We start from the raw sequence: 20,572 nt of genomic DNA, 5'->3' as shown, positions 1-20,572 counted from the left end.
GCGTGACGCTTAGAAGCGGACGCCGACGCCAGCCATCACCGAGTGACGGTCAGTATCGATGTTGAAGCGGCTCGAATCCGGCGTGTTGCCGTTGAAGTCGAATTCGCCTTCGCTGTAGTTCGAATACTTGTACTCGAGCTTCACGAACGAGTTGGTGCCAAGCTTCTGCTCGACGCCCGCACCGACGCGGTAACCATCGGTGTCGAGACGCTGGCGCAGGTTGGTGGTGCCGTCAGTGCCCTGCAGGTTGAAGCGGGCGTTGCTGTAGCCACCCTTGACGTAGACCATCGTGCTCGGGCTCATCGCATAGCCGAGGCGGGCACCGAAGTAGTACTGGCGACCAGCATCAACGCGGCCGAGGTTGAAGACGGTCGGCTGGCTGTTGTTGTAATCGCGGCTGGCGCTGCTGTCGGTGATTTCGGCTTCCGCACCGGCAACAAGGTTGGTGCCAAGCGGAATGTCGTAACCGATCGCGCCGCCGTATTCGACGCCGTCGATCGACTGCTTGATGTCGCGGGTGGTGTCGATGTCCTCGCTGCTGCCCGAGCGGATGTGGTCATACCCGACAAGGGCTTCGGCGTGGAAGCCGCTGAACGCCTCGGCAGGGGTAGCGTCCTGCGCGTACGCAGGGGCGGCGGCGATGGCAGTGCCGGCGGCGAGGATTGCGCAGATCTTCTTCATGTTTCACTCCATTCGAAACTTCCTGCCGGTCCTGTTGTCGATTGCGACCCGACAGTGACCGGTGGAATGAGCGGAACTGCATCCGGTTTCCTGAACCTCACACAACAGGAAACCGTGACATTTCAGCCACATAAATTTCGATGATTTGAGCCTCACAGGCGATGAAATGCCGGAACGGGAGCGCACGTGAGGCGTTCGCGCGAGCCTCGGTTTGCGCCTGACGCCACGAATCACTATATGCGCGCGATGCAGAGCCAGATCGATCCCAGCCCTCGCTTCCCGCCAACATGCCCATCGCCGGGCACGTTGATCCAGTTCCCGTGCCGCGCGAGGTGACGCCGCGCGAGGATGGCCGGGTGGACCTGATCGGCTTGCCCAAGAAGCAGATCGCCTCCCTGTTCGAGGCTGCCGGCCTGGATGCCAAGGCGGCAAAGCTGCGCGCGAAGCAGGTGTTCCACTGGCTGTATCATCGCGGCGTGACAGACTTCGACGCGATGACCGACATCGCCAAGACCATGCGCCCGTGGTTGGCCGAACGCTTCGTTATCGGTCGCCCGGACATCGTCGAGGCGCAGGTTTCGACCGACGGCACCCGCAAGTGGCTGCTGCGGACGGCGGACAAGCACGATTTCGAAATGGTGTTCATCCCCGACGCCGATCGCGGCACGCTGTGCGTTTCGAGCCAGGTCGGCTGCACGCTCAACTGCCGCTTCTGCCACACCGGCACGATGCGCCTGGTGCGCAACCTGACGCCGGGCGAAATCGTCGGCCAAGTCATGCTCGCGCGCGATGCGCTGGGCGAATGGCCCAAGGCTGGTGGCACGATGGCCGGGCTGGATTTCGACGATGAAGACGAGGAAGCGGCCAGCGCCTACACCCCGATGGCCGCCTGCTTACGAACATCGTGATGATGGGCATGGGCGAGCCGCTCTACAACTTCGACAATGTGCGCGATGCGCTCAAGCTGGTGATGGACGGCGATGGCCTTGCGCTGTCCAAGCGCCGCATCACACTTTCGACGAGTGGCGTCGTGCCGATGATGGAGCGCTGCGGCGAGGAGATCGGGGTAAACCTCGCGGTCTCTCTCCACGCGGTGACGAAGGATGTGCGCGACGAGATCGTGCCCATCAACCGCAAGTACGGCATCGACGAGTTGCTGCAGGCCTGCTCCGATTATCCCGGCGCTTCGAACGCCCGCCGCATCACGTTCGAATACGTGATGCTCAAGGACAAGAACGACAGCGACGATGACGCACGCGAACTGGTGCGTCTGATTCGCCAGTACAAGCTGCCGGCCAAGGTCAACCTGATCCCGTTCAATCCCTGGCCCGGTGCGCCCTATGAGTGCTCCAGCCCGGAGCGGATCAAGAGCTTTGCCAACATCGTTTTCGAAGCGGGGATCAGCGCGCCGGTGCGCACCCCGCGCGGGCGGGATATCGACGCAGCGTGCGGCCAGCTGAAGACGGCGGCGGAGAAGAAGAGCCGCGCCGAGCTTGACCGTCTTGCTGAAGAGAAGATGGCAGCGCTGGGCTGACCGGTCAGCCGACCTTGCGTTGAACCACCGGCTCGGGCTCGCTCCTGACCGGTGGAATGCCGGCCACGGCTGCGATGCGTCCGCCCTCGTCGAGCCTGAGCGGCATGGAGAATTCCACGCCCATGCGGTCATCGCTTGACCAGCGGCAAGTTGCCGTGACCGCGTGGTTTTCAGCCAGCAGCACCCGGAAGATAGTTCCCGGAGGCACGTTCCACAAACCTTCGATCAGCGCGCCGGCCTGGCTGATATTGCGGACCATCGCGTTGTAGCGATGGCCGCCGTGATCGAGCACGACCTTGCGCAGCATCGACTGGCGGGCGGCACGCGCGGACCGTGGCCCTTGCGCGATGGCCATGAGACCGGTTGAGAGGCGGGCAGCGGCGTTCATCGCCGACAGCGGCCTCTCGTAGATATAACCCTGGACGTGGCTGCAACCCAGCATGCGGACGAGGTCCAGCTCGTCCAGCGTCTCGACGCCTTCGGCCGTCGTTTCCATGCCCAGCGCCTCGGCAAGGCTGACGATCGAGGCGATGATTGCGCCATTGCGGCTGCCCGGTTGGGTCGCACCGCGAACGAAGCTCTGGTCGATCTTGATCTTGTCGAACGGCGCCGACCGCAAGTAGCCGAGCGAGGAATAGCCCGTGCCGAAATCGTCCAGTGCCAGGCGCACGCCAATGGCCTTCAACGACTTGAACATCTGGTCGGTGCCCTCGTCGTCGTTGAGGAACACGCTCTCGGTGATTTCCAGTTCAAGGCGTTCTGCTGCCACCTGCGAGCTCGCCAGCGCGTTGGTGACGATCACCGGGAGCGACGGATTGGCGAACTGCAGTGGCGAGACGTTTACAGCGACGCGCACGTTCTCGGGCCAGCGGGCAAGGTCCTGGCAGGCGGTGCGCAAGGCCCACTCACCGATTGGCGCGATCAGGCCGGTATCTTCCGCTATGGGTATGAACCGGCTCGGGCTGATCCAGCCATGCTCGGGATGGTTCCAGCGCAGCAGCGCCTCGAAACCGGTGATCTTCTCGGTCGCGGTCTGCACGACGGGCTGGTAGTAAAGTTCGAGGCCGCCGTTCGAGACCGCATCGCGCAGGTCTTCCTCCATCTGGCGGCGCTCTTCGGCATCGCTGTGCAGGTCCGGCGCATAGAAGTGGAACCGGCCGCGCCCGCCATCCTTGGCGGCATAGAGCGCCAGATCGGCATTGCGGATCAGTGCCTCGCTGGTCACGCCATCGTCCGGGGCCAGCGCAATGCCGACCGACGCGCCGATCATCACGCGACTGCCCTCGATCGAATAGGGCTGCGACAGGCTCTCGATGATGCGATGCGCCAGATGGCCGAGTTGCTCACGCTCGATCTTGCCAGGCAGGATGACCTGAAATTCATCGCCACCCAGGCGACCGACGCGGCCCATCTTGCCGACAACCCGCTCCAGACGCTGCGCCACCTGCTTGAGCAGAGCATCACCGGCAGGATGGCCGAGCGTATCGTTCACCTGCTTGAAGCGATCGAGATCGAGCAGGAAAACCGTGCAGGCCCGTTGATGCATTTGCGGAGCGAGGAGGATCTTCTCCAGCGTCTGCGACATGCGGAAGCGGTTGGACAGGCCTGTCAGCGAATCGAAATGCGCAAGCCGCGAAGCATGCTCCTGCGAGCGGCGCTTCTCGGTAAGGTCGGTGCCCGAGCCGCGGAAACCGGTGAAGTTGTTGAACGTGTCGTAAGTCGGCCGGCCGGTGATCGACCACCAGCGTTCCTCTTCCGCTGTCGCTGCCCGCACCGCAAGTTCACCGAAGCTGGATCGCGCAGAGAGGTGAAAGGCCAGCGTTCGCTCGCCTTCGCCCGATTGCTCGGACAGGTTGAACAGCTCGGCAAAGGGACGCCCGATCAGATCGTCGACCTTGCGACCGAGAATCTCGGCAACAGGCGTGGACAGATACGTCAGCTGGCCACGGCGATCGGTTTCCCAGAACCAGCCCTGCCCCGTCTCCTCATAGTCGGAAAGGATTTCCTGCGCGCGGGTGGATGCGCGCTGGTCGTTTTCCTGCTTCTCGCGGAGCAACAGGTCGATCTTGCGCTGGCGCAAGTAGGCCGCCACGGAAATTGCCACGCCGACGAGCAGGGAGAAATACCCGCCGAACGTGCTTGCGACGCAGGTAACGCCCGACCACACGGAGATCTGCGCGGCCAGCACGCCGACCAGACGTCCCGAAAGGACCACTGTCGCCAGCAGCGACACCGTTGCCACGGCGACAAGGCAGTAGAACCATTCGATCTGGCCGGAAGCGCCCCAGACGCCCATCGCAGAGCCAAAAAGGAACATCGGCAAGGCTACCGCTGCGCCCATCAGCGCCATCCGCGGCCCGGTCTCCATCTGGTTCTGCGCTTCATGGCGCACCGCGAGCTTCGACAAATGCGTGGCAATCGCGGCGACCACGGCCAGTAGCGCCGCCAGCGGGTTCGGAATCACGAGGTTAAAGCAGGCAACCAGCAGCGGAAGCGCCAGCATGACATAGGCCATTTGCGGCCATTCCGGTGCAATCAGCCGATTGGACGAATCGCTGCCAAACAGAAAACTGGCCCCCGCTTCGGGCGCGGCCGGCGCGGCGGTGCGTTCCCGCCGACGCGTACGCGCGAAGTCGCGCGTGGCAGTTTGCCTGTTTGATTGAGTTGCAGTGTCTCCCGGCATGACCCGTGTTTGCACGACCGTGCTTTGAGAAAGCGTTAAGCGATCCGTATTCGTGTACTTTTGCTGCGAGTGCGAAGGTGCTAGTCAGCGTCTGGAGCGTGGGGACAAAGTGAACAGTACACCGAAACAGTCAAAGATCGGCGTTGCCGGTCGTCGCCTCAACATCGCGCGCTGGCACGAAGGGGCCGGCAGGGGCCGACATCGCCCGCTGCTCATGCTCAACGGCATCGGCATGAACCTCGAACTGCTTGCTCCGGTCGCCCGGGCGCTGCCAGAGCGCGAGGTGATCTGCTTCGACATGCCAGGCATCGGCGGCTCTCCCGATCCGGTCCTGCCCTACACGATACAGAGCATGGCGCTGACCACGGCGTCGCTGCTCGATCTCCTGGGCATCGAACAGGTAGATATCCTCGGGATCAGTTGGGGCGGCGCGCTGACCCAGCAGTTCGCCTTCCAGCACCGCGCCCGGACCGGCCGGATCGTTCTTGCGGCAACGGCATCAGGCGGCGCGACAATGGTGCCCGGCAACAGCTCCATGCTCGCCCACCTGTCCGATCCGCGCGAGTACACGGTCGAGCGGACGCTGCGCCGGAACCTCGCCTCGATCTACAACGGCGGCGGCAGCGGCAAGGTTTCGCTCAATGCGGCCAAAGCACCATCGCCGCTTGGTTTCTCATACCAGATGATGGCGTTTGCCGCCTGGAGCAGCGTGCCGTTCCTGCCGCTTCTGTCCATGCCGGTGATGGTCATGGCGGACGAGGAGGACCAGCTGGTCCCACCCTCGAATGCCCATTTCCTCCACAACGCGATCCCGCACAGCCGGATCGAGATGTTCCACGGTGGTGGTCACCTGTTCATGCTCTCCCAGCGCGACCGCTTCATCGAAAAGCTGCGCGCCTTCCTTGACGAGGATATCCACCACAGCTGATCGTGTACTTCGCTGGCCCGCTTTCCTTTTGCTGTCTTGACGATAGCATCGGCCAAAGACTCGAAAGGCTGAGGAGAGGCCATGCGGCATATCGCGATCGTCGGTTCGGGACCGGCCGGGTACTACACCGCGGAAGCCGCGCAAAAGCAGTGGGGCGATGACGTCCTCATCGACATTTTCGACATGCTGCCCGTGCCTTATGGTCTCATTCGCTTCGGGGTTGCGCCCGATCACCAGTCGATCAAGGGCGTAACTCGGCGCTACGAACAGACCGCCCTTGCCGACAACGTCCGCTTCGTCGGCAACGTCAAGGTTGGCCAGGACGTCTCGATTGCGGAACTGCAGGGCCTGTATGACGCGGTCGTGCTCGCCACCGGCGCTCCGCGTGACAAGGACATCGGCGTTCCGGGCGACCATCTGAAAAACGTATTCGGCAGCGCGGCCTTTGTCGGGTGGTACAATGGCCACCCGGAATTCGCCGCGCTCGATCCTGATCTGTCCGGCCACACCGCCGTGGTCATCGGCATGGGCAACGTGGCGCTCGACGTGACGCGCATCCTTTCCAAGACGCGCGAGGAGTTTGCCGGAAGCGACATCGTGGCGCACGCGCTCGAAGGGCTGATGGCCTCGAAGATCAAGCGCATTGTCATTCTCGGGCGGCGCGGACCTCACCAGATCATGATGACGCCCAAGGAGCTGGGTGAGCTTGGCCACCTGTCCCGCACCGCGCCGTGGGTGGACCCGCGCGACTTGCCCGAGGAAGTGGAGGACGCGCTGCTCGAACCGGGCATCCGCAAGTCCGTGACACATCTGCGCTCGTTCGCGGCGATCCCGGAAAGCCACCGCGCCGACCTGCCGCTGGAGGTGGAGTTCGATTTCTTCGCCTCGCCCCGGGGCCTTATCGGCGAAGGCAAGGTGCGGGCGATTTCCGTCGAGCGGACCCGTATCGAGGCAGGCCGCGCGGTGGGTACGGGCGAGTTCTACGAGATACCGGCAAACCTCGTGATCTCGTGCATTGGCTATCAGACCTCGCCGATCGAGGGCGTGCCATTCGACGATCGCGCCGGCCGCTTTGCCAATGACGAAGGGCGCATCCTCCCCGGCCTCTATTGCGTGGGGTGGGCGCGGCGCGGGCCTTCGGGCACGATCGGCACCAACCGTCCGGATGGCTTCGGCGTGGTTGAAATGATCGCCGAGGACTTTCCGCAAGGCCAGCGCAAGACCGGGCGCGTGGGCTTCGATGCCCTGGCAGTCGCGCGCAAGCTGGACGTGGTCAGTTTCGATGACTGGAAGAAGATCGAGGAAGCCGAGACGTCCCGCGCACGGGAGGATGCCCCGCGCGAGAAGTTCGTCGACGTCGAAGAGATGATCAGGGCCAGCGGCCACGATTGATGCAACGCCTTGCCCGCACGGTTGACCCTCGGGCAAACCTCTGACTTAATCGCCCGGTTAACGCGATGGGCTGCCGGATCGAGTCGGCCTGCGCGGGGAGAAGGAGCCCGCTTATGCCAGCCTATGACCTGATCATCCGCAATGGGACGATCGTCGACGGAACCGGTGCGCCGCGCTTTACCGGCGACGTGGCCGTCAAGAATGGCCTCATTGCTGCCGTCGGCACCGTACGCGGCGATGCCGCCGAGGAGATCGACGCCACCGGCCGCGTCGTGGCACCGGGCTGGGTGGACGTGCACACGCACTACGACGGTCAGGCGACGTGGGACGCGGAAATGGCGCCTTCCTCCTGGCATGGCGTGACGACGGTCGTGATGGGCAACTGCGGCGTCGGCTTCGCACCCGCAGCGCCTGACCGGCACGACTGGTTGATCGGCCTGATGGAAGGCGTAGAGGACATTCCCGGCACCGCGCTTGCCGAAGGCATGACATGGGACTGGGAGACTTTCCCCGAGTACCTCGACGCGCTGGAAAAGATGCCGCGCGCGGTCGATATCGGCACCCACGTGCCGCACGGGGCAGTACGCGCCTACGTGCTGGGTGACCGCGAGAAACCGGGTGCGATCCCGACCGAGGATGACATCCGCAAGATGGCAGAAATCGTCGAGGAAGGCGTGCGTGCCGGTGCCCTTGGCTTTTCGACGAGCCGCACGGTGATCCACAAGTCGGTCGACGGCGAAGTGGTCCCCGGCACCACCGCGACGGCCGAGGAACTGATCGAGATCGGCCGGGCGATGGGCCGCGTCGGACATGGCGTGTTCGAAATGGCGTCCGACATGCGACGCGAGTGGAACGAATTCGGCTGGATGGGTGCCCTGAGCCGTGAAACGGGCCTTCCCGTCACTTATGCGGCGCTGCAGTCAATCGCCAAGGAAATGCCGCTCGAGGAACAGATCGCGGAAATGCGCCGGGAGAATGCGCAAGGGGCGAACATTGTCGCCCAGATTGCGTTGCGCGGAAATGGCGTGATCATGGCCTGGCAGGGCACGATCCATCCCTTCCGCTTCCGCCCCAGCTACGCCGCAATCGCCGATCTACCGTGGGATCAGCAACTCGCCCAACTCAAGGACCCGGCTTTCCGCGGAAAAGTCCTGTCCGAGGCGAACGAGTACCCGGAAAGCGACATCATCGGCCTGCTGATGATGATATCCGAAGGCTGGCACAACCAGTTCATCATGGACGACGACTTCGATTACGAGCCTCAAGCCGAGGCCAGCATCCTGCACAGGGCAAGGCAGGCCGGCGTTGAGCCTGCTGCTTATGCTTACGACCGGCTGATGGAAAGCGACGGGACAGGCTTCATCTACCTGCCGATCCTCAACTACGCTGACGGAAACCTCGACTTTCTGGAGGCACTGCAAGCTTCAGAGGATACCGTGAACTCCCTGTCCGATGGCGGCGCGCATTGCGGAACGATCTGCGACGCGGCAAGCCCGACGTTCATGCTGCAGCACTGGGTGCGTGATCGCCAGCGTGGCGGCAGGATCAGCCTGGAACATGCCGTCAAGCGCCAGTGCCACGACACTGCAAGGCTTTACGGGCTTGACGATCGCGGCGTGCTTGCACCGGGATATCTGGCCGACATCAACATCATCGACTTCGACAACGTCAAGTTGCTCAAGCCCTGGCTGGCGTTCGATCTGCCTGCCGGGGGCAAGCGCCTGCTCCAGAAGGCGGAAGGGTATGACTATACCATCAAGGGCGGCAAGGTGACCTTCCGCAAGGGAGAATGGACCGGGGCGACGCCGGGCGTGCTCATCCGCGGCCCTCAGCGCGCCGACCTCCTGGAAGCGGCAGAATGATGCAGGCTGGCCCGCCCCTTGGTTCGGGGGCGGGCCAGCCGGATTTCATGCACATTCAGGCAGCGTTGCGGAACGAGGCATTCGCTGAATGGCCGAAGTTGCCCTCAAGCCTGAATTGCGAAACCAGAGAAGACAGGCGGTTGGCCTCGCCCGCCAGACTTCGAGCCGCTGCCGTGGCTTGCTCGACCATCGCTGCGTTCTGCTGGGTCATGGTGTCCATTTCCCGCACGGTCTCGCGAACCTGGCCAATGCTGCCGGCCTGATCCTGCGCCATCGCCGCGATGCTGCTGGCAAGCTGGGCGACGTGGCCGACCTGCTCCACGATCAGGGCGAATGTATCGCCGGTCTGCCCCACGAGGCTTACGCCCCGCTCCACCTGGGTCGAACTGGCCGTGATCAGGTGCTTGATATCGCGCGCTGCGTCCGCAGTCCGCTGCGCCAGCGCGCGAACCTCTGTCGCCACCACTGCGAATCCCCGGCCGGCATCTCCTGCACGGGCCGCCTCTACGCCCGCGTTCAGCGCAAGCAGGTTTGTTTGGAACGCGATGCCATCGATGACCGAGATGATCTTGCCGATTTCCTGCGCCGAATTGTGAATATCGTTCATGGCCTGGACCGCTTCGCTGACGACTTCGCCGCCCCGCATCGCCTCACCATGCGCCTGCTGCACCGAATCGTGCATGTGCGCCGCATCGCCTGCCGTGGTATTGACGGTCGAAGCCAGCGCGGTAACCGCTGCAGACGCTTCTTCCAGGCTTGCCGCCTGCTGCTCGGTACGGCGCGCAAGATCGTCGGAAGCCTGGCGGATCTGCTTGGCCCCGACGTCGACTGAGCCGGATGTGTCGGCCACGTTGCGCAAGACGCCTGACACCTGGACCCGCATGCCGTCGAGATGCTTCTGCAGTTCCGCAAACGCGGTCGGCAAATCCGGCACCGGAGTGGCAAAATCACCTTCGGCCATGGCGCGCAGGGTTGCGCTCACTTCGTCGATCACCGCAACGCGCGCTGCTTCCTCGGCCTTGAAATATGTCGAAAGCGCCACCTCCATGTCCAGCAGCGCCATCTTGATCATGGAACCGACAGACTTGGCCAATTGCCGACGACGGAAGATTGCCGTGAAGCCCGCGAACATCTTGTTGACGATGTTCTCAAGCACGGAGGCATAGGCCCCGATGTACCAACCCGGCTCCAGTCCGATCCGGGCGTGCACGTTACCGATCCGCTCGGCGCTGTCGAAGTAGGTCTTGTCGACAGAACCGCCAAACATCCCGGCCCAGTGGTCGATCTGCTTGTCGCGAGCGTGGTTCATCGCGGCGCGCGAACCGAAGAAGCGAGACGTCTCCGGAGTCGCCGAGATCTGGTCGTAAAGGTTGTCCAGAGCAGGCGGGGCATGCTTGCGCAGCGCCGATGCGATCTCCGGAAAGCGCGCCAGATCATCGCTGCCGATATTGAAGAAGGCCAGCTTCTTGGCCACTGCCTGCGGATCGTAGGAACTCGACATGCTCGGTACTCCTGTATGAGACCGAACATGTCATCCGCCACTTCAAATACGGTAATTGGTCCAAGAGTGGCGCTACTTAAGGAGCAGGAACGCCCAAATTAACCTAGTTTCAGCAAACGCTGGGCGCCTCGCCCAGCCGCTTGCTGGCGGACTATCAGACGCGCATCGGCATCAGCACGTAGAGTGCCGGCGACTTCTCATCGCGGCGGATGAGCGTTGGCGCACCAGCATCGGCAAGGTGCAGTTCGACCGTGTCGCCGTCGATCTGGCTGAGGATGTCCTTGAGATAGTTGGCATTGAAGCCGATCTCGAAGCCAGTGGCAGCGTAGCTGGCCGGAAGCTCTTCGGCGGCGGTGCCATTGTCCGGGCTGGTGACCGAGAGCGTCACGCGATCGTTCTCCAGCGCCATCTTCACGGCGCGGGTCTTTTCAGTGGCGATGGTTGCCACGCGATCGACGCCTTCGAAGAACGAACGCGGATCGAGCTTGAGCAGCTTGTCGTTGCCCGTCGGGATCACGCGGCTGTAATCCGGGAAGGTGCCATCAATCAGCTTGCTGGTGAGCACAACGCCGTTTTCGCCACCAAGGGTGAAGCGCACCTTGCTGGCCGAAAGGTCGATCAGGACGGCGGAATCGAGCACTTCTTCCAGCAGCTTGCGCAGTTCGCCCACGCATTTGCGCGGCACGATCACATCCGGCATGCCCTCGGCGCCTTCGGGGCGCGCGATGGTGAAGCGGGCAAGACGGTGGCCATCGGTGGCGGCGGCCTTGAGAACGGGCTGCGCATCGTCCGAAACGTGCAGGAAGATGCCGTTGAGGTAATAGCGCGTCTCTTCGGTCGAGATCGCGAAGCGGGTGCGGTCGATCAGTTCGGCCAGCGTGCGCGCCGGAACCTCGAAGCTGGTGGGCAGGTCACCCTCGACGATCACCGGGAAATCATCGCGCGGCAGCGTCGGCAGCTGGAAGCGGCTGCGGCCCGCCTTGACGATCATGCGATTGTCGGACGTTTCGAGGCTGACCTGCGAGCCATCCTGAAGCTTGCGCGCAATATCGAACAGCAGGTGCGCCGAGACAGTGATCGCGCCCGGGCTTTCGACCGAGACGGCGGCCATGGTCTCGACGATCTGGAGATCGAGGTCGGTCGCCATGAGGCGGACCGTGCTGTCGGGCGCAGCCTCGATCAGCACGTTGGACAGGATCGGAATCGTGTTCCGACGCTCAACCACCGACTGGACGTGGGACAGGCAGCGCAGGAGCGTCGCGCGTTCGATCGTCGCCTTCATTCTCGTCTCGATCCCCCGGGAGCGGCCGGACGGCCCTGCCCCGTGAATATGGCTGAACCGGGGAATCACGCTCCCCGGCGTTTGGTTCGGACTATCTGTCTTAACGCAGAGGCGGGACTCGGCAAGCACCGGCCCCGCCCTTGTCCCCTAAGTTGGGGATAAAACCGCCAGAATCAGCCTGTGGCGGGGCTCAGGAGAGCATTACGACATCATCGCCATGCCGCCGTTGACGTGCAGCGTCTGGCCGGTGACATAGCCCGCCTCCTTCGAGGCGAGATAGGCGACGGCGGCGCCGATGTCCGAACCTTCGCCCATCCTGCCCATCGGTATGCGCGCATTGAGCGCGTCCTTCTGGCCATCGGGCAGGACGTCGGTCATCGCCGTGCGGATGAAACCGGGCGCGACGCAGTTCACGGTCACGCCGCGGCTCGCCAGTTCCTGGCCCAGCGACTTCGACATGCCGACAAGGCCGGCCTTGGCCGCTGCATAATTGACCTGGCCGGGATTGCCCGTTGCACCGACAACGCTGGTGATGGTGACGATGCGGCCAAAGCGCGCCTTCATCATCGGCTTGGTCGCCGCGCGCATCAGGCGGAACGCGGCTTCGAGGTTGACGCGGATCACCGCATCCCATTCCTCGTCCTTCATCCGCATGGCGAGGTTGTCGCGCGTGATGCCGGCGTTGTTGACCAGGATGTCGAGCTTGCCCAGCGTGTCCATCGCCGCCGGAACGAGATGCTCGACCTGCTCGGTGTTCGACAGGTCGCAGGTAATCTCGACGTGATCGTGACCGTATGTGTCGTTCAGCTCCTCGCGGAAGGCGCGCAGCTTGGCGGGATTGGTGCCCGACAGAGCGATGCGGGCGCCCTGCCTGGCCAGCGCATGGCAGATCGATGAGCCGATGCCCCGGCAGCGCCGGTGACGAGCGCGGTCATGCCGCTGAGGTCGAAAAGACGGTTTTCCATGGGCTCAGAGCTCCTTGAGGATGGCTTCGATGTCGGCCATGCCGATGACGCTGGTGACGGAGACGTCGGCGACGGAGCGGTTGATCATGGGTCCAAGAACCTTTCCGCCGAGTTCGACGAACTGCTCGACGCCGGCATCCTTCATCGCGATCGCGCTCTCGCGCCAGCGGACACGGCCGGTGACCTGCTCGACCAGCAGGCGCTTCACTTCGGCGGGGTCGGTCACGACTGCGGCGGTGACGTTGGCGAACAGCGCGACGCGCAGCGCGGACGGCGGCGTCTTTTCAAATGCTTCGGCCATGGCATCGGCGGCAGGCTGCATCAGCGGGCAGTGGAATGGCGCCGAGACGGGCAGCAGCACGCCGCGCTTGATGCCGTGATCCTTGACCATCGCCACCGCGCGCTCGATCGCGGCCTTGTGACCGGAAAGCACGACCTGCGTCGGGTCGTTGTCGTTGGCGACAGTACAGACTTCGCCCTCGGCAGCAGCTTCGGCAAGAGCGGTGGCTTTCTCAATGTCGGCACCAAGCAATGCGCACATCGCGCCCTGCCCGACCGGCACCGCAGCCTGCATCGACTGGCCGCGCAGCTTCAGCAGGCGGGCCGTGTCGGCAAGGCTGAACGCGCCCGCCGCGCAAAGCGCAGTATATTCGCCAAGGCTGTGCCCGGCCACGAAATCGGCCTTCTCGGCCAGGGTGATGCCGCCTTCCTTTTCCAGCACGCGCAGCGCGGCCATGGCATTTGCCATGATCGCAGGCTGCGCATTCTCGGTGAGGGTGAGGACATCCTCCGGCCCTTCCTTCATGATCTGGAAGAGCTTCTGGCCGAGCGCGTCGTCAACTTCCTCGAACACTTCGCGGGCAGCAGCGCTGGCCTCGGCAAGCTCAAGGCCCATGCCGACCTTCTGGCTGCCCTGCCCCGGAAAAACGAATGATCGCATCGAAGTCTCCTAAGTCCTGCCGGTCTGCCTTGCAGCCTTTTCGTGGTGGCGCGCCCTATTGCCGCGATCTGTATCAGGCAAGCCCGAAGGGCACGATCTTGTTGTCAACGTCATGCCCGATATCCGCCGCCCCCAGATAAGCGATGCCGGTCTTCGCGCACCAATGGTGGACCATCTCTTCTACCGCCCATCCGAAAGGCCGGTCATTCTCCGGCACCTGGCTGATCCGGCCAAGGCGAAGGCCAGCGATTCCTGCAAGCGCCAGGCAATTCGTCACGTGAAAGAGCAGCCGGTCGACCGCGTAGTGGTACTCGGCCACCTCTTCCACCATCACGACATGATTGCGCAGGTCCGGCAGAAGCGGCGTGCCGCACAGCATGGCAAGCGTCATCAGGTTGAACGCGACGGCAGGTTGGCCATCGGCCAACGATGGCTCGACCCCTGCCGGATCGCCCTGCAGCCAGGACAGCGTCCTGCGCACCGCAACCTCGCCGCCTTCGCGCCGCAGATCGACCGGCATCGGCGCATGGACGCTCTGGCCGATTCCGGCACGGAAGAGCGATGCCAGCAAGGTCCCGCCATCGGAATAGCCGAGGTATTGCTTGTCGTAAGCCGGAGCTTCCAGCAACGGCAGGGCATCCATGGCGATCCGATTGGCGCCGTACCCCCCCGCACGAACCACACCGCGTCGAAAGCAGGGTCGTTGGCACAGGCTACGAAGGCCTCAAGGCGCACCTCGTCAGGGCCGGCAAAATGCCCTTCGCTGGCAAAACACTGATCGTGAAACACCAGATCCAGCCCCGGAAACTCGGCATGTGCCAAGGCCATGACCCGCGCAGCGTCTTCGCGCGTGAACGGCGTGGATGGGGCGCAGATGGCGATGCGTCTGGTCACCCCCCATCCCTAGCCCGTTTCACGGCTGCGGTAAAAGCGGCAATCGAACGGTTGTCACCGGCGCTGCAGACGCATACCGCAGCAGCATGACGATCGCCTCCGATGCCTCCACCAACCTGACTGCGCGTGACTGGTTCTTCTGCGGAATTGGCGGCTCAGGGATGCTGCCTCTCGCGCTGATCCTGCGAGGCATGGGCGCGCGCGTCGCCGGATCGGACCGTAGCCGCGACCAGGGACGCACGCCTGAAAAATTCGCCTGGCTGGAAAGCCTTGGCATCGACCTGTTTGCGCAGGACGGCTCGGGCATGGTGTCGGCAAGGCAGGTACTGGTCGCCTCGGCAGCGGTCGAGGACACCGTACCCGAAGTGGTCCGCGCGAAAGAGCTGGGCTGTGAGCGGATGTCACGCGCGCAACTTCTTTCAGCGCTGTTCAATGCGGCACCGCAGAGCATCGCCGTGGGCGGGACGAGCGGCAAGTCAACCGTCACGGGCATGATTGGCTGGATCATGACCGCAGCCGAACGCGACCCGACAATCATGAATGGCGCAGTGATGAAGAACTTCGTCGCCCCGGACGCGCCGTTTGCTTCGGCGCGGGTCGGCACAGGCGGCGTCTTCGTTTCGGAAGTGGACGAGAGCGATGGCTCGATCGCACTCTATAACCCCACGATTGCAGTGCTCAACAACGTCAGTCTCGATCACAAGAGCCTGGAAGAACTGCGCGAGCTGTTTGGCGCCTTCCTGGCACGCGCCGCGATATCGGTAGTCAACGCCGATGATCCCGAGAGCCTCGCCCTGCTGGATCGCGGTCGCCAGACCTTGACCTTCGGCTTTGCGGCCAGCGCGGATATCTCGGTTGAAGCTGGCTCCATCATCGAGCAGCCCACTTCCATTGCCGCCGGCATCCTCGATAGAGCCACCGGCGAGACATGGCCGATTGCGCTGCGGATTCCCGGGCGGCACAATCTTGCCAATGCCCTTGCCGCGTTGGCAGCAGCCAAGGCCGCGGGCGTGCCGCTCGGAGAAGCGGTTGGCCACCTCGCCACCTTCTCCGGCCTTGCCCGCCGTTTCGATATTGTCGGCACCTCACCTTCCGGGATTACCGTGATCGACGACTTCGGTCATAATCCCGAGAAGGTTGCGGCAACACTTGCCACGCTGAAAGCCCATCCAGGCCGGGTGATCGCGTTCTTCCAACCGCACGGATATGGCCCCTTGCGCCAGATGGGGCATGAACTGGCAGAGGTTCTTGCCACGCGCCTGTCCTCGGGCGACGTGTCGATCCTGTGCGATCCGGTCTATTTCGGCGGTACGGTCGACCGTTCGGTCGGCTCCGAGCGGATCGTCGCCCTGATCCGCGAACATGGCGGCCAGGCCGAATACATTCCCTTGCGCGACGACTGCGCGGCACGGATCACCGCCCTCGCCCGTCCGGGTGATCGGGTGGTGATCATGGGCGCGCGCGACGACACGCTTTCCAGCTTTGCCCACGAAATCCTGACGCGATTGACGTGACTTGGATATGGCGGACGCGGCTGCAGCACCACGTCCGCCCCTCGATGCGACCCGAGGGCAAAATCAGTCGAAGCGCTTTTCCAGCAGCACGAGGTGCGGGTCACCATCAATGCCAAGAGGACGGAAGCCGCGTTCGCGTTCAAGCTCGATTGCTGCATGGTTGTCGCGGTCCTCGATCGAGATCACGCGCTTGAGCCCGCGCTTGCGCGCTTCCTGCCCGAGCAGATCAAGCATCGCCCAACCGATGCCTCGGCCGCGGAAATCGCTGCGGATCGAAACGGCGATCTCGCCGGTCTCCATCGCGGCATCGCAAGCAAGCATGGCAGAAGCGACCAGCACCCCGGTTTCATGCTCGAAAGCCAGAAAGCTTTCCGTGCGCCAGTGATCGCAATGAGTCAGCGGAGCGAGCTGCTCGTGCCCCACATGCCGGCTTGCCGCCAGAAAGCGGAAGCGGCGGTCATCGTCGCTGACTGCGGCGAAGAATGCCTCAAGCGCTTGCTCATCCTCGGCGAAGGCTGCTCGCACGTCGAGCCGGGTGCCATCGCGGGTCTCATACGGGCGGACCGGAGCAAGGTCGGCGAGGGTCGTGGCGGTCATGGGATGATCTCCTTGGGTGTGCCAGTGTGTTGGGCCAGAGATTACCATCGCTCGCCACGCCAACCTTGATTCAGCGCAACGGGGCGAGGCTTGCCGCTTGCAAACAACGCAGAGCCACTTGCGCTGCTGCGCACCTCCTGCGGGGAAACACCTAGCGCCCTGAATCCCCACCGCTTCCAGCCGTCCTTCCGCATGTGGTTAACGCAAGAGGAGGTTCGCTCATGTGGCTGGAAACTGGTTCTGACGAGTATGACGCACAGCGCCGTGCATCGCGCGTCGGCATCGAGCTTCCCGTGCGGTGCAAGCACGGGACAAAACGGTCAACGGTTATGCTTAAGGATCTCAATCCATACGGTGCGCGCATCGAGGGATTGGACAAGCTGCGGATCGATGAGCCAATCTACCTCATGCTGCCCGGACTGCAGCCCAAGCTCGCGTTCGTGGTGTGGAGCCGGGACCGCGTGTCAGGTCTCGAGTTCGAACATCGTCTTCACGATGCCGTGTTCGAACGGCTCGTCAGCGAATTTGCCATTCGTCACTATCGCGAGGGTCATCCGCCCAAGCCGGCGCCGATACGCTTTGCCGCGTGATGCCATTTGGGATCAGTGCTTGCCGCGGGCCTTGCCAATGGCATGCACGACAAAGGCGACGATCGCGCCCAGCACCACGCCGACAAGGGCAGAAAGTACGGCGTAGGTAAGCCAGCCGAGCACTCCGCCCAGTGCGCCCGTTGCCTGTTCCACCCAGTGCTGCGCCTCATGCGCCAAGTGTGCCGGCCCCGGGACGCCCAGCACCTCCAGCCCATGGAGGATGATGCCGCCGCCAACCCAGAGCATGGCCGCCGTGCCGACCGTGGCCAGCACTGCCAGCAACACTGGCATCGCCCGCAGAAGAAATCCGCCGATGGCCTTGGCCGCGGCCGAGGTCCGCTTCACAAGATGCAGTCCGATATCGTCCATCTTCACGATGAGGCCGACGGTGCCATAGACCGCGATGGTTATGACCACGCCGACGAGTGCCAGGATCAGCGCCTGCTGTACGATGCCCTGATCGGCCACTTCGGCCAGGGCGATCGCCATGATCTCGGCCGACAGGATCAGGTCGGTCCGCACTGCACCGGAAACGCGCTCGTTCTCGAATGATGCGGCGTCGGCGGGCTGATCCTCAAGGGTTTCGCCATGCTTCTCGCCGCCCAGCTTCTCCAGGAGCTTCTCGGCACCCTCGAAGCAGAGGAACAGACCCCCGGCCATCAGCAAGGGCGTGATCGCCCACGGCAGGAACGCGCTCAAGAGCAATGCTGCGGGCAGCAGGATCACCAGCTTGTTGAACAGGCTGCCCTTGGCAATCCGCGCGATGACCGGCAGTTCGCGATCCGGGGTGAACTCGGTCACGTACGAAGGCGTGACGGCTGCGTCGTCGATCACCACCCCCGCAGCCTTCGTGCCAGCCTTTGCGGCAGCCGCGCTCACATCGTCAAGCGAGGCAGCAGCGGCACGGGCGATGACGGACACGTCGTCAAGCAGGGCGACAAGGCCGGTAGGCATTCTGGTTGGGATCCTTGCAGAGGCGGAAATTCGAAAGTTCGATGTGCGGGAACGACGAGACGAGTGCAAGGGTCCCGTTCAGCGCAATTTTGTCAGGTTCTCTCTCGCGAGCCGGGCACAGCGACCTGGATAAAGCGCGGCTTGCCTTTCGGCTCGGTAGCAGCGCCAGCGGCTTGTAGCGTAGACGGCGGCACCCGATGACGCGTGCACAGGCCGCCAGCACCATCGCTCGTCAAGGGCTGTTCGAATTCGACGCCGATCACCGCCTCCTCGGAACGCACCACCATCGAGACGACCAGTTGCCCCCGCCCAGATCGACGACAAGGCTGGTCCCCACAGGCACGCCCAGCAACCCGTCGATCCGTGCACCGGTCCGTGAAAGGTCGCGCATGACGGCCTCGTAGCGGTGGTCCTCGTGGATCACCGTCACACGGCGGAAGACCGACCTTCTCTCCGGACGGTGCCGCCTGGGACCGTTGGGTTCAAGGTTCAGATCGCCGCTCTCGAGCCTGCTCTCCACTTCGGCCAGGGGCATGGCGCGGGCAAAGAGATGCCCCTGCACAAGCTTCGCCCCGCGCTTCTTCACCACGTCGAGCTGGTCGAACGCCTCGACGCCTTCAACCGTCGTCTCCATGCCCAGCGCCTCGGCCAGACCGATGATCGCCGAGATGATCTTGGCGCTGTTGTTGTCTTTCGCCGCGCAGGTCTCGACAAAGCTGCGGTCGATCTTGAGCTTGTCGAACGGAGCCGAACGCAGATAGCTGAGCGAAGAGTACCCCGTGCCGAAATCGTCCAGCGCCAGACGCACGCCCAGCCCTTTCAGTGAAGCGAAAACTTCGTCGACAGCTTCACTGTCCCGCATGAACACGGTTTCGGTCAGTTCGAGCTCCAGCCGTTCCGGATCGATCCCGCTTGTCGCCACTGCAGATGCCACTGCATTGACGAAGCCGGACACGGCAAATTGCACGGCCGAGACATTGACGGACACGCGCACGTTGTCGGGCCATTTCGCCGCATCGGAGCAGGCCTGCCGCAAGGCCCATTCGCCCAGGGGAACGATCAGGTTGCTCTCTTCGGCGATCGGAATGAACACCGAGGGCGCAATCGCTCCCCGCTCGGGGTGATTCCAGCGCATCAGCGCCTCGAATCCCACCACGTAGTTGTCGGCAATCCGGACGACAGGCTGGTAATGCAATTCCAGTTCACCGCGCCCCAGTGCTTCGCGCAGATCTTCGGTAAGGATCGTGCGCTCCTGCGCCTCGTCCTTGAGCTCGGCCGAAAAGAAGCGGAATTGCCCGCGACCGCCGTTCTTGGCGGCATAGAGGGCAAGGTCGGCCGATGCCACCAGCGTCTCGCGGTCGTCGCCATCGTAGGGAGCCACGGCAACGCCGACCGAAGTGCCGATGACCGCTCGCTTGCCATCAATGGCATAGGGCTGCGAAATCATCTGGATCAGTTTGGAGGCGATCTCGCCCAGACGGCCACGATCTTCGATATCCGGGAGGATGACCTGGAACTCGTCGCCACCCAGGCGGCCGATATCGCCACGATCCCCGACGACCTTGCGCAAGCGATCGGCCACCTGGCGCAGCAGTTCGTCCCCGGCGGGATGCCCCATCGTATCGTTGACGTGCTTGAACTTGTCGAGATCGAGCATCAGCAGGCTGCAACACCGACCGGAGGCGCGGTAGGCCGCCAGAATGGCATCCAGCCTGCGCGTCATGCGATGCCGATTGAAGAGGCCTGTCAGCGAGTCGAACTCGGCGGCGCGTTCATCCTCTCGCTGTCGCGCATATTCCTGCGTCACGTCACGGGCAAAGCCCACGTAACCGGTGAACGTGCCCTCCGGCGTGTACCTTGGCTGTCCCGACAAGGACCACCAGCGCTGGTCATCCCGGCGGACGGCAAAGCGCACGATGACATCGGATATCCGGCTGTGGGCAGAAAACTGGAAGGCCAGCGAACGCGACGGCTGGCCGGCAGCCGCGCTGCTGTCGGTTTCGACCACGCTCGTGAACGGGCGCCCGATATAAGACTGGGCGTGGTCGAGAATCGTCTGCGTGATATAACGCAACCGGCCCTCGCCGTCCGTGGCCCAGAGCCAGCCGAGACCGCCCTCTTCGAACCCGTCGAGAACCGCAAGCCGGACCGCTGAATCGACGTGATCGGACGCTGGCGAGCTGACAGGGGTCTTCGCCGAAGAGCTGTCTGCACTTGCAGAAGTCCCCTGCCTTCCCAGCCCCTGAATATGCCTC

13 protein-coding genes and 3 pseudogenes are annotated in these 20,572 nt (G+C 63.6%); 6 read left to right on the top strand and 10 right to left on the bottom strand.

Going from position 1 to position 20,572, the window contains the following annotated elements; all coding sequences use genetic code 11:
- Positions 1-9 precede the first annotated feature (9 nt).
- Positions 10-681, bottom strand: a complete 672-nt coding sequence (locus C7W88_RS10650) for an outer membrane protein (RefSeq protein ID WP_118073508.1) — start codon at positions 679-681, stop codon at positions 10-12.
- A 287-nt stretch (positions 682-968) separates the two neighbouring features.
- On the opposite strand from C7W88_RS10650, the pseudogene rlmN reads away from it, so the two are divergent.
- Positions 969-2,215 (top strand): annotated as a pseudogene (gene rlmN / locus C7W88_RS10645) (23S rRNA (adenine(2503)-C(2))-methyltransferase RlmN).
- 4 nt (positions 2,216-2,219) lie between these two features.
- Here the strand turns inward: rlmN and C7W88_RS10640 are convergent.
- Positions 2,220-4,898 carry an EAL domain-containing protein gene (locus C7W88_RS10640; protein WP_118073507.1) on the bottom strand — a complete coding sequence of 893 codons (2,679 nt, stop codon included), beginning with the start codon at positions 4,896-4,898 and terminating at the stop codon, positions 2,220-2,222.
- A gap of 109 nt (positions 4,899-5,007) precedes the next feature.
- Between C7W88_RS10640 and C7W88_RS10635 the strand changes: the two genes are divergently transcribed.
- From C7W88_RS10635 to C7W88_RS10625, 3 genes are all read left to right on the top strand, one after another.
- Positions 5,008-5,826, top strand: coding sequence for an alpha/beta fold hydrolase (locus tag C7W88_RS10635; RefSeq protein ID WP_240344545.1), 819 nt, complete (start codon positions 5,008-5,010; stop codon positions 5,824-5,826).
- 81 nt (positions 5,827-5,907) lie between these two features.
- Entirely contained in the window at positions 5,908-7,218 is a 1,311-nt protein-coding gene (locus C7W88_RS10630) for an FAD-dependent oxidoreductase (RefSeq protein ID WP_118073506.1), read from the top strand.
- Positions 7,219-7,331: 113 nt separating this feature from the next.
- Positions 7,332-9,080, top strand: coding sequence for an amidohydrolase family protein (locus C7W88_RS10625; RefSeq protein WP_118073505.1), 1,749 nt, complete (start codon positions 7,332-7,334; stop codon positions 9,078-9,080).
- Positions 9,081-9,135: 55 nt separating this feature from the next.
- Here the strand turns inward: C7W88_RS10625 and C7W88_RS10620 are convergent, their stop codons facing one another.
- From C7W88_RS10620 to C7W88_RS10600, 5 genes and pseudogenes are all read right to left on the bottom strand, one after another.
- On the bottom strand, positions 9,136-10,581 hold the full coding sequence (locus tag C7W88_RS10620) for a globin-coupled sensor protein (protein WP_118073504.1): 1,446 nt from the start codon (positions 10,579-10,581) through the stop codon (positions 9,136-9,138).
- Positions 10,582-10,735: 154 nt separating this feature from the next.
- Complete coding sequence (dnaN, locus tag C7W88_RS10615; protein ID WP_118073503.1) at positions 10,736-11,863, bottom strand: DNA polymerase III subunit beta; 1,128 nt, start codon at positions 11,861-11,863, stop codon at positions 10,736-10,738.
- A gap of 201 nt (positions 11,864-12,064) precedes the next feature.
- A pseudogene (fabG, locus tag C7W88_RS10610) lies at positions 12,065-12,828 on the bottom strand (3-oxoacyl-[acyl-carrier-protein] reductase).
- A 4-nt stretch (positions 12,829-12,832) separates the two neighbouring features.
- Complete coding sequence (fabD, locus tag C7W88_RS10605; RefSeq protein WP_118073502.1) at positions 12,833-13,768, bottom strand: ACP S-malonyltransferase; 936 nt, start codon at positions 13,766-13,768, stop codon at positions 12,833-12,835.
- Positions 13,769-13,841: 73 nt separating this feature from the next.
- A pseudogene (locus tag C7W88_RS10600) lies at positions 13,842-14,596 on the bottom strand (LD-carboxypeptidase).
- 152 nt (positions 14,597-14,748) lie between these two features.
- Here C7W88_RS10600 and C7W88_RS10595 point away from each other — a divergent pair.
- On the top strand, positions 14,749-16,176 hold the full coding sequence (locus C7W88_RS10595) for a Mur ligase family protein (protein ID WP_118073501.1): 1,428 nt from the start codon (positions 14,749-14,751) through the stop codon (positions 16,174-16,176).
- A 63-nt stretch (positions 16,177-16,239) separates the two neighbouring features.
- On the opposite strand, the gene C7W88_RS10590 is transcribed toward C7W88_RS10595, so the two are convergent.
- The gene (locus C7W88_RS10590) at positions 16,240-16,773 is read right to left on the bottom strand and encodes a GNAT family N-acetyltransferase (RefSeq protein ID WP_118073500.1); all 534 of its coding nucleotides are present in this window, start codon (positions 16,771-16,773) and stop codon (positions 16,240-16,242) included.
- 221 nt (positions 16,774-16,994) lie between these two features.
- Here C7W88_RS10590 and C7W88_RS10585 point away from each other — a divergent pair, with 221 nt between their 5' ends.
- Positions 16,995-17,363, top strand: a complete 369-nt coding sequence (locus tag C7W88_RS10585) for a hypothetical protein (protein WP_240344544.1) — start codon at positions 16,995-16,997, stop codon at positions 17,361-17,363.
- Positions 17,364-17,375: 12 nt separating this feature from the next.
- Here C7W88_RS10585 and C7W88_RS10580 read toward each other — a convergent pair whose 3' ends face one another.
- Positions 17,376-18,317: a DUF808 domain-containing protein gene (locus tag C7W88_RS10580; RefSeq protein ID WP_118073499.1), complete on the bottom strand. Its 942-nt coding sequence runs from the start codon at positions 18,315-18,317 to the stop codon at positions 17,376-17,378.
- A gap of 259 nt (positions 18,318-18,576) precedes the next feature.
- A complete protein-coding gene (locus C7W88_RS10575) occupies positions 18,577-20,391 on the bottom strand; it encodes a bifunctional diguanylate cyclase/phosphodiesterase (protein ID WP_240344542.1) in 1,815 nt (604 codons plus the stop codon).
- Positions 20,392-20,572 lie beyond the last annotated feature (181 nt).

It is taken from the genome of Novosphingobium sp. THN1, assembly GCF_003454795.1.
Classification (GTDB): Bacteria; Pseudomonadota; Alphaproteobacteria; order Sphingomonadales; family Sphingomonadaceae; genus Novosphingobium.
Note: the sequence above shows the minus strand (reverse complement) of the source record. Positions and strands in the feature narration are given on the sequence as shown.